The sequence below is a fragment of the Arthrobacter liuii genome, assembly GCF_014639275.1.
Lineage (GTDB): Bacteria > Actinomycetota > Actinomycetes > Actinomycetales > Micrococcaceae > Arthrobacter > Arthrobacter liuii.
Genome location: NZ_BMFW01000021.1, coordinates 39,080 through 51,309 on the forward strand (window position 1 = coordinate 39,080; position 12,230 = coordinate 51,309).

Consider the following 12,230-nt stretch of genomic DNA (forward strand, 5'->3'; position numbering starts at 1 on the left):
CTTTTTCGTGGCGTGTCTATTCGAACATATGTTCTAAAGTGGTGGTATGGGATCGGCGGATCAAGCAAGCCGGCTGCAGGCGCAATATGCGCGACGCGCAGGCCCGATAGGGCTGACGGTGGAAGAGCTCGACTTCGAGCACTTCCCCGTCAAGAACGGCTTCCCCGGTATCCCGGTGAAGGCCTGGATCCGGTTCCCGAACTGCGCGGAGCTGGTCGATGGCGAGGTGTACGCCTGGACGGCGAAGGCCGCGGAAGTGATGTGGAAGGACGGTCCGATTACGTATCGGACCTGGGTATGGAGTTCGGCGGTCACCCGCCGGCAGGACATGATGACGAGGAACTTGGGAGAGCGCGTAAACCGTGACAGCAGTAGCGAATGAAACAACTCTGGACGTCGAGGTCGACGTCCGCTTTACCGCGGCCGGCGCTCCCCTGGCCGTCAGGTTCGATGGCCGTATCTGGGCCGTGGGCGCAGACCCGGTCCACTGGTTCGCCAGGAACGACTGGTGGAACACCCGCCGGACCGCAGCACGTGGCACAGGGGACGTCGTAAGCGTCGAATACTGGCGGGTTCAGGTCCGGCTGGGAACCAATTCCGCACTGCGCACCTTCACGCTTCGGCGCGATCCTCTGACAACCCAATGGCTCCTTGAGAGCATCAGCGACTAGGTAAGAGCCAGTCGTGCCAGCTCACCCCATTCCTGCACAAGCCTGGGACAACATCCGGGCTGAGTTCACCCTGCCCTCGCTCGATCAGGTTCGCCGCCGGCTCTCCGAGCTGATGGAAGACCCCGAACCCATCATGCGTCAGCTCGTGCGGGTCTTCATCGGAGAAGGGACGTACTGCCCGGGCTTTCAGTTCCTCCCTGGAGGGCAGCTCCAGCCCGTCGTCACAGCACTGTTCCAGCGGGCCATGGAGCTGAAGGTGCCGCACAACTACTTCACGATCTGGATGGCCACGCCCTCCCGGGCCCTGGCCGGAACCCGTCCCGTCGACCAGCTGGAGAAGGACTCCGCTCCCCTGCTCCGGGCGCTGGAATCCCACCGCTGGGACTAGAGGCCGGCCCTTGACGGGGCCGCCCGCGTGCGTAGCGTTGGCCCATGGGACTCATCTACGACAGCCCGGCCCTGGCGGCCTTGACGCTGACGCGGCTCGCGGCAGAAGAATCGGAAGGCCCCGGCGCCCTGGAAGGGCGCATGCGGGGCTATCTGGGCGATCTGGAACAGCGCAACGGTGCTGAATACCTCGAGTTGGTTGCCATCGCCCTCGCCAGGGCCCACTTCAACGCCGTCGACGACCTAGCCCGCGCAACGGGCGCCACGGCGGAGGCACTTCTCGACGCTGCGGAAGTCGAAGCCTTGGAAAGTACATAGACGCTGCCCAGGACTAAGGTGGTCAGGTGGAAATTACCGGCACCATCCAAGCTCCCGACGGCAGCTACGACCACCTCAGCGTTCAAGGTGAGAGCTACGAAGCCGCTCGGGAATCCCTAAGCGCAAGGATCCCGGAGGGGTACAAGCTCGTCGTGATTCGCACCGACCAGTAGCCCCTCCCCCGTCAATACTGTCAAAGACAGTATTGACGGCATTAGGGCTGGATTCGCCGGCCCGGAGCCAGGTTCTGCGTGCCACCCGGGAAGTTCTCGCCATCGTTGTAGACCCGCTCACGTCGGGCCACCTCCATGAGGACTGCGCGCGAGATGAAGTCGGACCAGCTACGGTCCATCTCCTGCCCGCTCGTCGCTGTATAGGCAGCCTTGGCCCTCTTCAAATCGTCGGCCGCCATATAGAACGTGATCTGCTTGGACGCCGAAGCCGGCTGCGGCTTCGGCGCAGCTTCGGCGGCGGCCACCCTGTTTGCCTTGACCAGACTCTGGACGGCGGGCGCCGCAGCAGGCCTGCGCGGCGGCGGACCGATGGGGTTCCGGGTGGATTCGCTCATGATGCGTTCCTCTTCTCAGCTGCTTCCAGACGGGCGACGAGTTCGTGTGTGATTTGGTAGAGGTCTTCTGCGACATTACCGGCGGACCGTGGCTGGTTCTGCCCAGCTTCCGCGGTACCTTTGCGGACCTCCCACCACTTAGGCGCGGCTTTGACCTGTTCTTCGAGCTCGTGGATGAGCACTCCCCTGTCCCGGGCGGCCTGAGCCGGTGCTTCTGCGTGGCGGACCATGCCTTTGAAGAGCACTGAGTCGTTCCCGAAGGTCTCTGTGATTGCTTCCCTGGTCGTCCGGTGGACGTTTTTTGCCGTGGAGGAGGTGGCGGTGATGATGACGCCCAGGAGGTCGAGATTGGGGTTTACGTCCAGAACCGTATCCAAGCGGTTCGCAACCCCGAGGAGGCCTTCCCTGCCGGCCTTATCTGTCTTGGTGGGCACCACGACGTATGACGCGGCACCTAGCGCGGCGACCTGGAGTGGTTCATTGCCGGGCGGGCAGTCGATGAGGATGACGTCGTAGTCTGCGGCGATCGGCGACAGAGACTGCGCCAGGGCCAACTTCGCCCGGTTGCGGTCACTGAGGGAGATGAGGGCAGCGGCGGCCTGGTCAAGGGCGCTCCCACCGGGAACGACGTCCAGATTTGGACGAACGTCCTTCATCGGAATCACCGTGGTGCCGAAAAGAAGGCTCCCCGCGAGACCTGTCCCGTCGTCGTCCTGCGGGTCATGGCGGTATCCGAGGTCGAGGCCGAGGTTGCCCTGGGGATCCATATCCACCAGGAGAACCTTCCAACCGAAACTCGCCAGCAGGCCGCCGATATTAGCCGTCAGGGTCGTTTTGAGGACTCCTCCCTTGCCGTTGACGAACCCGCAGATTCGCTCCATGCCCGTCCGGTCGAACTCTGTTGGAGCTGCCATCTTGCCCGCCCTACTATCGTTACTGTCATTACTGTCTTTAACTTCAATGCCGTCAAAGACTTTTTTACAGTCAACACTGTCTTTTCCGTCTTTGCAAGCATTACCCCTATTACTGTCATTAGGAGTAGTGACAGTAATAGGGGTGGCTCAGGCTGCCCTCCATACGTACCCGGGGTAACTGCCGTCGTCGTCATCCGGTGGCAGCCAGTGCGTTTCGGTTTCTGCGTCGTATAGCTCGGTCTCAGATAGCTCGGGGGAGAGGTGCCTGTCCAGCCAGGCGTGCCACTGGGCGCGCTGCAGGCGGTGTCTCGTGATCTGTTCGGCAGCGTCATCGAGGGCGCCCAGGCGGCGGGCCAGGTCGTTGAGGCCGGTGGCCGCTACCAGGAACCAGCGTCCATCGGTGCGTTGGACCATGTTGTGGGCGGCCATCTCTGCCAGGGCCTTGTCTACGGCTGACCGGCTGAGGGCTGTCGAGCGGACGATGTCTGCCGTGGTGGGGGAGACGCGGCCGCGTTCGACGGCTTCGTAGGACAAGGCCGCAACATCGCCCAGCACGCGGAATACGGGACGGATGCCGTAGATTTTTCCGCTCCGCCAAGAGAGGTCCCGGGCCAGCTGCTCGTAGTGCTGTGGCAGCTGGACCAGGTAGGTGTCGGCGTTGCGGCCCCGGGCGTCGGATACTTTCGTCAGGATGCCGTCTGATGCCGATTCCAGGGCGCGCAAGAGCCTGGCTATGGTGCCGTGGTGCTTGCCGAGTGCGCTGGCAAAGGTCCGGCAGCCAACGTCGAGCACGTCGGTTTCCATTGTTCGCATGTAACCCAGGACTGCGCGAAGGAGTAGCCGCAGGCTTACGCCCTCTCTACCGTGTTCTTTAAGCCGGTGGTCAAGGACTGCGTAGAGCACATTTTCAAGATCGTTCACGAGCTGGTGCACGCCAGCTTTGCTGGCGACTTTGATTGCCCCCCCTGTGGGTTGAGGGTGGCTTGTGTCGTTAATAAGGGAACTAGTCGCTGCAGTTTTGGAGGATGGCTTTTTCTGGACCCAGCCGCACGCGTTCGCCCACTCCTTGTTCAGGAGGCGGTCACGGTGGCCGGTGTTCTTGTAAAGGGCAGCCAGGCCGGGGAACTGACCGGTCATCTCGCGCTGGACCTGGTCCAGGGTCCAGCCGCACGCGGCGAAGTGGTTGAGGACTGCCATGCGGGCCTCTGAGGGGCTGGCGTAGCGGTTGGTGTCGTACAGGCCGGTGCGGGCGAGGACACGCAAGGGCGATTGGCTGCCGCCGGAGGGGAGCGGGTTGGTGCCAGGGGCTGTGGCGACTGTGGCGAGCTTGGCCACCCGGGCCTTCAGGTCGCGGCGGCGGCGTAGTTCCGGGGCCAGTGCCCGGCGCAGGGCGGCCCAGGCCTGCGCGTTGTTACGGCGCTGCAGCGTGTCGTAGGCGGTGTGCAGGGGGGTGGTGAGGACTTGGTGGCCGCCGGACTTGTGCGCCGATCCGGGGACGCGAATACAGCCGTCCGTAATGTTCTGGTGAGGACCCGGGTCGAGGCTGGGGGCCAGCAGCGTCATGGCTTCCACGACCTCGCGGGCCTCGGCGGCGGGGACACGTTCCACGAGCGGGACGTACAGGTGCCGGCCGCCGCTGGGGGAGTAGTCCGCGACGTAGCGGATCCCGCAGCTCTCCAGCAGCTCTCCGAGGCGCCTGGCGTCGTCGTCCACAACCCCCTGTAGAGCTTTGGAGGTATCGAGGTCGAGGCAAAGAGTGGTAACGGAGCCGTCCGGTCCGTGAACAAGGACAGCCGCCGGCTGTCTGGGGAGTGTGGCCGTGATTGGCGGTTCCTCGCGCAGCCGTGGGTACTGGAAACGGCCCCTAATCCATCGTCCCCGCCGGTACGTCGGGGCTCCCGCAATCAGCCGGGCAAGCCGCCACGCGAGCTCCGGCGTGACTTGACGCGCCGACAGCGGCACGTCAGTTGTTGACGCCGCGACAGCGGCAGGTACCATAGACAACAGCTACTCCCTTCGGGGTATAGCGAATGGAGCGCCCCTCGCGGGGAGCTTGTGAAAGTTCAGATCGTCGTCCGCCAAGATTTCGGATCTGAACGCCATACTTTTTGAAGGCCCGCCTAGTGCGGGCCTTCAGTCTTTAACTCGCCTTCGCAATAGGCAGGGCCTCCTGGCCGGAAATTGTGTCGATGTCGATGGTCTTCAGGAAGTCGATAACCAAGCGGGCCACTACGTCACTCTTGGAATCACCAGTGATGTTGGAAAAGGCCTGCAGCTTCTCAGCATCTGCGGCCTGAACGCGCACAGTGATGTTGCGGCGGTCGCCTTTGAAGGGCTGTGGCATGGTGTCCTCATTCCTTGGTCGTCCATGGACAGACCCCATGCAACCGGAATCAGGTTCCCTTAAGTGGGATGCTGTCGGCGTGTCGCCGTTGCCGGTAGCTGGCAGTGCGACGCCTTGGCATGCTCCGCTCCGCCAGGGGTTCACCCTGGGCGGTCGTGGTGCACGGAGCAAAGATGGCATGACTCAAATATGTCACAAACTCAGAAAATTTTAGATATGGAGCTTCGGGCAGAGTGCTCTAGCGCTTCCAGGCGCGCCGCACTATGGCGTCTACCTGGTCGGCCTCCACCGCTGTGGGGCGCCCCGAGAAAGCGCCACGGAACAGGTTCCGTGTCGCCATGAGTGTCCGAAAATACTGTCCGTGACGATCTATCCGGCGGGGACTCACGCCTAAGAATCTGGCGGCCTGCCTACGTTCCATGCCCGCGGCGATGCACACCTTCACTGCTTCAAAGATGACCCGGTAGGCAGCTTCGTCTTCCCTGCCCACCTCAGCCAGAACGCGCTTGACTGCGGTTTGCGCGTCTTGCGGTGTGGTGGTCATGGCAGCCGGCCTTTCTAGTCGATCGAGAGAGCTGAACCGAGTTCTGTTTCAGTTTTACGGCTTCGGCGCGCATAAGCGAAGAGGGCCAGCCCGATCACGACAAAAGCGGTCGAGATGTAGGAGACGATCATGAACAGATACGTGACGTCGCCGGTTGCTCCCAATTCGATGGGATAGGTGAAGGCTCGGGCCAGGGACAGCGCAAAACCTCCAGCGATCAAACCCGATGCCAGGCGACCGACCCTGAGTGGATTCTTGCGTGCGTCCCGGTACGCGGGCCCGATCAAGGGGAAAACGATATAGGCGACGTAGGCCAGCACCAGCCAGGTGTTGAGGCGGACACTCGGCTGCGCAGCGTAGTCCAGGAGCTGGGGGGAGGGTCTTGGCGCGTTAGTGGCCAGGAGGGTACCCAGAAGTCCGGTGGCGACGACGCCCAGCATGACCGCGCCGGGTGCTCCGACGGTCCAGCGCCGGGCGAATGGTGAGGCGTAGGCGACGCTCAGGTGGCCGCCCAGGAAGGCAACCGCGATGAGTGCGAAGTATTTGGAGATGAGGTCGGTGGTGTTAGTCACCGGCATAACGGAGTCCACGGGGATGTAGACGGGCGGCAGCAGCAGCACGTAAGCGAGTGTCAGGAAAATTCCGGACAGCGCAATGCTGCTGGCTTTACCCCGCAACGCGTGCTCGTAGCCGGTTACGGGGGTGTTGATCCGTTTGAAAGTCAGACTTCCCAAGAGAATCAGCATCAGACTGACCGGGACGACGGAAAGCGGATTCATCCCAGCAGCTCGGTCATTTTCCGGGCGTATTCGTGAGCTTCCCTGCGCTGCTTCACGCGCCGCTGCAGCAGGTGAATCCTCGCTGAAATAGTGTCCACGAGAACGTCATCCGACACTTCCAGAAGCTCGTCTTCCCTCGACCGCACCTGCCAGCCGCCTTCTGCCGGTGAGATTAGTTCGGTGACAACCATTCCGGTCGCAAACGATCCGCCTCCGGCCCTGGACGCCGCCAAGGCCAGGGGCGGGTTCAATTTGTTTTCAGTCAGCTGAGTCGCGATATATGTCAGAGCCATGCCGGTTTCCTGCGACATCTGGTGGCGGATATCTCCGGGGTCGATCGCATCAATCCAAGCCCGGACCGAGCCTTCGTGGGGGAAGTCGATGAGAGCAATTCCCTTCCGCAGCTCGCGGGGGTAGTGCTTCTTGGACGTGCGGAACTGAAGTTCAGCCATGAGGTCGGCATGGTGCACCTGGCTCAGTATTTCCGCCCTCGACGGCTCTATCGGCCGGCTCTTAATCACCTGGTACGGGCTGAATGAGCTGAGTGCGTCAATGACGTTCATCCCGGTGGCCCGGGCAACTGAAATGACCGTTGACTCGGCCACATTTCCGCGGCGGATCTGGTTGTTCAGCGTTCCTCGGTTTATCCCGGTCAGTGCGCTCAGGGCCGTGGGGGAGGCGCTGAGGGATCCCCCTTCAAGCCACTCCCTGAACTCGTCAGCTGAGACGGGCACAAACACTCCTTAGACAAGGGGATACGCAAGCACGATCGATCAACACCTGCTAGGATTGAACCAATAATTAAACAAGTTATGAAATATCAACACTTGTATTAATCCATCGTAGCTTCTGGGTTTGAGTTTAGCCGGGCCCCGCCTACGAACCTTGGCCGCCCGGGGCGAAAACAGCAAAGAATGCAGGGGGAATTCGTGAAGCCGTCCAAGATGCTGAGCAGAGGAGCCGCTATCGCGGCGCCTGTTGTCCTGCTTGGTCTGGTCTTCTCGATGCTCTTGCTTTTGGGGCCCGCAAAGCCTGCGGCCGCGGACTGCGGCCCGGCAATTTCCGTCTCCGTGGACGCGAATACTAAAGTCGCCGGCTACTCCCAGGAGCAGCTGAAGAATGCCGCCTCGATCATGGGGGCGGGCAAGGCTTTGAACCTTTCCGTGAATGGTCAGATGATCGCGGTGATGGTTGCCCTGGGGGAGTCGGGCCTGCGTGTTCTGGACACTGGCGATACCGCCGGCCCCGACTCCCGTGGCCTGTTCCAGCAGCGCGGCAACGGCGCGTGGGGATCCTATGAGGACCGCATGAATCCGACCACGAGCGCCACGAACTTTATGAAGGCGCTGCAGGGCGTGGCGGGTTGGGAACTGCTGGAGCCGACAATCGCGGCCAACAAGGTCCAGCGCAATGCCGACCCGTACCACTATCAGAAGTACTGGCCCGAGGCCGTGAAAATCGTCCAGGCCCTCTCCACCTCGAAGTTCTCCCTGCAGGGAAGCGAGTGTGGAATCCCCGGCCAGTCCGGTGCCGGCAACGACTACCCGTGGAAGGACTCACCGACGTGGATGCAGGCCGGGGCCACCTCCGCCAGCACTTCACCGCTGGGCATGTATTACCGGGAGTGCGTGGACTTCGCCCTGTGGCGGGTCAACCAGCAGATGGGCTCCACGAGTGCGCCGTTCAGGTTCCTCAACAGCAACTTCCGTCCCGATGGCCAGGGCCTGGGTTCGGCCCTGACGTGGAAGGCCGGATGGGACGCCAAGGGCTGGCCCACCGGCCGCGCACCCAAAGTCGGTGCCGTGGTTTGGTACGCGCCCGGGGCCGGGGGAGCGGACCCCAACTTCGGCCACGTCGGCGTCGTGAAGGAGGTCAAGGACAACGGCACTTACGTCGAAGAGGGCTACAACGGCAACCCGGCCCCGGATGACCACAACTACTACACCCGGACCGTGTCCAACACGGTCCCCTCAGCCTTCCTGTACCTGCCCGTCCAAGAGGAGACGAAGTGAAGAAGCCCCTGACCCTGATCGCGGTGGTGCTGCTGTGCTCGGCCTGCGCCCCTGCCGCCTCCACCGGGACCACACCCGCGTCCTCTTCCGGTGCCAGCCCCACCGCCTCCGCCCCGGTCTCATTGAGCGCCAACAGCGGCCCCCAGGCACCCGGCGGCACGGTACCGGCCACCATCGGCATCGCATGGGACCAGGCCAGCAAGGACGCCGCCGTCGACGCGGCCGAGAACGCGATGACCGACTTCGCCCGGCCCACTCTGGATGAGAAGCAGTGGGCCAACGATCTGGCCCGCTGGCTGACGCCTCAGGCCACGGCCGACTATTCCTCCGTGGATCCCTCCAATATCCCGTCCTCCCGTGTCACTGGAGCGGCGACCTTGTCCGTCGATGAGACCAACGGCTACGGCGCGACCGCCTCTGTCCCAACGAACGCCGGGACCTACACGCTGCAGCTGCTCCGCACGGGCAAGGACGCTCCGTGGAAGGTCAACCGTCTCACCCCGCCAGCATCCTAAAAGACACGACCTTTCCCCTTCTCACACCTAAGGAACAAGCCGATGGGTACTTCACCTACGCAAGTTATGGCCTTCCCCAGCATCAAGGCCATCGTCCGCGACAACGGCACCGCCGAGGTCGTCGTCGCGGGCAACTCCCGCATCGTTCCCGCCGGGGAATCCCTGCAGGACCTCCGCAACAACGCCCTGGCCCTGGTCGTCGGCGAAGCGCAAACGCTCCAGCGCCCGGTCCGGGTCCAGATCGAAGACCCAGAGGGCCACGGCGAACTCATCGTCCACCCTGACAACAAGATCGAATCCGTCTCCTACGAATCCCGCACGGCCCGCCGCCGGGCCGAGGCCCCCGCCACCACCCCGGAGACAGTCGCCCCTGCCGTCATCGAAACCACGTCTCTTACGGCACCGGAGCCCGCACCCCAGCCTGCCGAGACCGCCCCGGTTCCCGCCGCCGTAGCCGACTCCCAGCCGGGGCCACCCGCGGCCCCGGAAGCGACCGAAGCGGCAGTGGAAGAGCCGGCTCCGACGCGGCGCAGCCTGAAAGAGACCTCGTTCCTCGTCAGCGCCCCGGTCCTCGAGCCGGCCACACAGGGCTGGCGCGGCGCCCTCACACGCCTGGGCATCCGCATGAACCCCTCCGACGAAGAACTCTCCGAACGCGAGGACATCCGCACGGTCAGCCAGCACTGGCCCGGCCCGCGCACCATCGCCGTGGTCAACCGCAAGGGAGGGGCCAACAAGACCCCCACCGTCGTCATGCTCTCGGCCATCCTCGCCCGCTACAGCGGCGCGGCCACGGTCGCGTGGGACAACAACGAATCCCAGGGGACGCTGGGCTGGCGGACCGAAAAGGGCTCCCACGACCGCAGCGTCCTAGACCTGATCGATTCCTCGACCGAGCTGCTGTCCCCGTCCACGAACGCGGCCGAAATCGCCAAGTTCGTCCACCACCAGACGGCCGACAAGTTCGATGTCCTCCGCTCCGATGAGAACGAAGAAGGCGACCACGAAGTCACCGCCGAGGAAGTCGATATCGCCCACCAGGTCCTGACCCGGTACTACCGGCTCGTTGTCATGGACTCGGGCAACACCGCCCGCGCCGCGAACTGGCGCCGCATGATCGACCACACCAACCAGCTCGTCGTGCCCGTGACGGCTATCGAGGACCGCGCCGAAGCCGCCCGGCTGACGCTGCAGACCCTGGAATCCCGCGGCGGCCACGACGCGGAGCTGGCCCGCAACGCGGTCGTGATCGTCTCCGAGTCCACCGACGCGAAACGGTCCATGAGCGGGGATGCCCTGAAGCGGGCCAAGGACGAGGCGGAGCGGATCGCCAAGGGCTTCGAACCGTTCGTCCGCACGGTCGTCCGCATCCCCTATGACCCGGCCTTGGTCAACGGACCCATCCGGTACGAAGCCCTCCAGCCGGCCACCCAACGGGCCTGGCTCGCCGCGGCCGCCGCCGTCGCCGACGGCTTCTAACCACCCACTCAACGGACATTCGAAAGGAGGACCCATGCAGCAGACCCTGAACCCCTGGATCAGCCGCCCCGCCGTCGAGACGGAAACGGCGGAGCCGGAGGCACACACCCCGCCGGCGGCGGCCATCACCGCTCCGTTGCGGGGCATGGTCGAACCCGACGCCGCTGACCGGCTGGGCCGCAGGACCGTCGCCGGAACCGCAGGCCTCTGGATCACCGGCGCGCACGGCGGCTCCGGGGAAAGCCGGCTCGCTGACCTCCTGGACGGGGCACGCGCCACCGGACACTGCTGGCCCGTTCCGCAGGACGGAAGCGCCCCGAAGCTGCTGCTGGTCTGCCGCGCCGATATGCGCGGACTGACCGCGGCCCGCAGCGCCCTCACCCAGTGGGCGTCAGGGGCAGCTCCGGCCGTTGACCTCCTCGGCCTTGCCGTCCTGGCCGACGCCCCCGGCAAGACGCCCAAAGCCCTTCGCGACTTCACCGCCATTGTCGGCGGGGGAGCGCCTCGCCTCTGGACCCTGCCCTGGGTCGAAGCATGGCGGCATGAAGACACCCCCAGTGTCCCCTCGGCCCGCGAATACCAACGCTTCACCACCGACATAGCTGCACTCGTAGCTGACACCAGCACCACCAAATGAAAGGTCTCACCATGAACTCCCTGGCCCGCTTGGACTCAAGCTTCATCCCCAACCCGACCCCCGTCGTCCCGGCCCAGGCCGGCGGTCTGCTCACCATCCTGAACTGGGCCTCCGGCATCGGCCTGGTCCTCGGAGTGCTCGGCGTGATCATCGTCGGTATCGGCATGGTCATCCAGCTCCAGCGCGGCGAGGGAGCCCAGGCCATCGGAAAGCTCGGCTGGGTACTGCTGGGCTGCATCATCATCACCGGGGCCTCCGGTATCGTTCGCGCCTTCGTCTAAACCACCACCACACGGGAGGTTCACCATGAGCCAGTCCACCGAAAGCACCCCCGAGGCCAACCCCTTCACCAAACCCGGGTTCATCATCGCCGCGGCGCTGGTCGTGGCGCTCATCGCGGCCACCGTCGTCATCTTCCTGCTCCCCAAGGGCGACGCCACTGCCCAGCCGGCCCCCGCTTCACCCTCGTCCAGCGCCTCTGCAACGCCGTCAGCTGCGGCGGACGCGGCAGGCAAAAGCGTTTGCGGGCTGCCCTCCAGCAAGGACACGGCGCTGGGAACGGCACCGACGTCCAAGTGGGAACTCGTAGGAAAGATGGCCGTGCCCACCGACCCGAAGGCTGTCGGCCCGGGGACAACCGACGCGGAGGGGTTCCGCTCTTGCTTCGCGCACTCGCCCACGGGCGCTCTCTACGCAGCCATGAATGTGGCTGCACTCGGTTCCTCGGGTGCGCCCGAGCTTGAAAAGAAGCTCGCTGAAAAGCTCCTGGTGCCCGGCGCTGGGAGGGATGCTGCCCTCCGCGAGACCAATGCAGGCGCCGGCTCGTCCGGGAACAGCACCACTATCCAGGTCCAAGGGTTCCTCGTGAAGTCCTACAGCCCGTCCGAAGCCAACCTCGATCTGGCCTTCAAAACAGACACCGGAGCCCTCGCCCACACAACAATTTCCATGCGGTGGATGGACGGGGACTGGAAAGTGAAGCCCGCGGACGACGGCGTTACTTTCAGCAACGTGTCACAGCTCAGGGATCTGAGCGGCTTCATCCTCTGGTCCGGGATCTGA

Annotated in this window: 18 protein-coding genes; 11 read left to right on the forward strand and 7 right to left on the reverse strand. The window is 64.2% G+C overall.

The genetic code is table 11. The features are described 5' to 3' along the window. The first annotated feature begins 46 nt into the window (after positions 1-46). From IEW19_RS16835 to IEW19_RS16855, 5 genes are read left to right on the forward strand one after another with little or no spacing between them, the layout of a single operon-like run. Positions 47-382, forward strand: a complete 336-nt coding sequence (locus IEW19_RS16835) for a hypothetical protein (protein ID WP_188572751.1) — start codon at positions 47-49, stop codon at positions 380-382. After that, complete coding sequence (locus tag IEW19_RS16840; RefSeq protein WP_229748536.1) at positions 363-671, forward strand: hypothetical protein; 309 nt, start codon at positions 363-365, stop codon at positions 669-671. The genes IEW19_RS16835 and IEW19_RS16840 overlap by 20 nt, the downstream gene beginning before the upstream one ends. A gap of 13 nt (positions 672-684) precedes the next feature. Beyond that, positions 685-1,059 (forward strand): hypothetical protein, encoded by a 375-nt coding sequence (locus IEW19_RS16845; protein ID WP_188572752.1) that lies wholly within the window; start codon positions 685-687, stop codon positions 1,057-1,059. A 44-nt stretch (positions 1,060-1,103) separates the two neighbouring features. After that, the gene (locus IEW19_RS16850; RefSeq protein ID WP_188572753.1) at positions 1,104-1,376 is read left to right on the forward strand and encodes a hypothetical protein; all 273 of its coding nucleotides are present in this window, start codon (positions 1,104-1,106) and stop codon (positions 1,374-1,376) included. A gap of 26 nt (positions 1,377-1,402) precedes the next feature. Then, entirely contained in the window at positions 1,403-1,549 is a 147-nt protein-coding gene (locus IEW19_RS16855) for a hypothetical protein (RefSeq protein WP_188572754.1), read from the forward strand. A 41-nt stretch (positions 1,550-1,590) separates the two neighbouring features. On the opposite strand, the gene IEW19_RS16860 is transcribed toward IEW19_RS16855, so the two are convergent. The 7 genes from IEW19_RS16860 to IEW19_RS16890 all read right to left on the reverse strand — a co-directional run bounded on the left by IEW19_RS16860 (position 1,591) and on the right by IEW19_RS16890 (position 7,259). After that, positions 1,591-1,944, reverse strand: a complete 354-nt coding sequence (locus IEW19_RS16860; protein ID WP_188572755.1) for a ParB family protein — start codon at positions 1,942-1,944, stop codon at positions 1,591-1,593. Continuing rightward, entirely contained in the window at positions 1,941-2,858 is a 918-nt protein-coding gene (locus tag IEW19_RS16865; RefSeq protein WP_188572756.1) for a ParA family protein, read from the reverse strand. The genes IEW19_RS16860 and IEW19_RS16865 overlap by 4 nt, the downstream gene beginning before the upstream one ends. A gap of 147 nt (positions 2,859-3,005) precedes the next feature. Further along, complete coding sequence (locus IEW19_RS16870) at positions 3,006-4,571, reverse strand: bifunctional DNA primase/polymerase (RefSeq protein ID WP_229748537.1); 1,566 nt, start codon at positions 4,569-4,571, stop codon at positions 3,006-3,008. A 427-nt stretch (positions 4,572-4,998) separates the two neighbouring features. Next, positions 4,999-5,202 carry a hypothetical protein gene (locus tag IEW19_RS16875; RefSeq protein ID WP_066431794.1) on the reverse strand — a complete coding sequence of 68 codons (204 nt, stop codon included), beginning with the start codon at positions 5,200-5,202 and terminating at the stop codon, positions 4,999-5,001. Between the two features lie 238 nt (positions 5,203-5,440). Then, a complete protein-coding gene (locus tag IEW19_RS16880) occupies positions 5,441-5,746 on the reverse strand; it encodes a hypothetical protein (RefSeq protein WP_188572757.1) in 306 nt (101 codons plus the stop codon). Positions 5,747-5,760: 14 nt separating this feature from the next. Next, complete coding sequence (locus tag IEW19_RS16885; protein WP_188572758.1) at positions 5,761-6,480, reverse strand: hypothetical protein; 720 nt, start codon at positions 6,478-6,480, stop codon at positions 5,761-5,763. A gap of 41 nt (positions 6,481-6,521) precedes the next feature. Next, positions 6,522-7,259 (reverse strand): hypothetical protein, encoded by a 738-nt coding sequence (locus tag IEW19_RS16890; protein WP_188572759.1) that lies wholly within the window; start codon positions 7,257-7,259, stop codon positions 6,522-6,524. A 180-nt stretch (positions 7,260-7,439) separates the two neighbouring features. Here IEW19_RS16890 and IEW19_RS16895 point away from each other — a divergent pair, with 180 nt between their 5' ends. Genes IEW19_RS16895 through IEW19_RS16920 form a run of 6 tightly spaced genes read left to right on the forward strand, consistent with a single transcriptional unit; the run spans position 7,440 to position 12,230 of the window. Beyond that, complete coding sequence (locus tag IEW19_RS16895) at positions 7,440-8,537, forward strand: CHAP domain-containing protein (RefSeq protein WP_229748538.1); 1,098 nt, start codon at positions 7,440-7,442, stop codon at positions 8,535-8,537. Then, positions 8,534-9,052: a hypothetical protein gene (locus IEW19_RS16900; protein WP_188572760.1), complete on the forward strand. Its 519-nt coding sequence runs from the start codon at positions 8,534-8,536 to the stop codon at positions 9,050-9,052. The genes IEW19_RS16895 and IEW19_RS16900 overlap by 4 nt, the downstream gene beginning before the upstream one ends. 42 nt (positions 9,053-9,094) lie before the next feature. Next, positions 9,095-10,531: a chromosome partitioning protein ParA gene (locus tag IEW19_RS16905; RefSeq protein ID WP_188572761.1), complete on the forward strand. Its 1,437-nt coding sequence runs from the start codon at positions 9,095-9,097 to the stop codon at positions 10,529-10,531. Between the two features lie 34 nt (positions 10,532-10,565). Then, the gene (locus tag IEW19_RS16910) at positions 10,566-11,168 is read left to right on the forward strand and encodes a DUF6668 family protein (protein WP_188572762.1); all 603 of its coding nucleotides are present in this window, start codon (positions 10,566-10,568) and stop codon (positions 11,166-11,168) included. Then, complete coding sequence (locus tag IEW19_RS16915; protein WP_229748539.1) at positions 11,165-11,449, forward strand: hypothetical protein; 285 nt, start codon at positions 11,165-11,167, stop codon at positions 11,447-11,449. The genes IEW19_RS16910 and IEW19_RS16915 overlap by 4 nt, the downstream gene beginning before the upstream one ends. Before the next feature lie 25 nt (positions 11,450-11,474). After that, a complete protein-coding gene (locus tag IEW19_RS16920; RefSeq protein ID WP_188572763.1) occupies positions 11,475-12,230 on the forward strand; it encodes a DUF8175 domain-containg protein in 756 nt (251 codons plus the stop codon).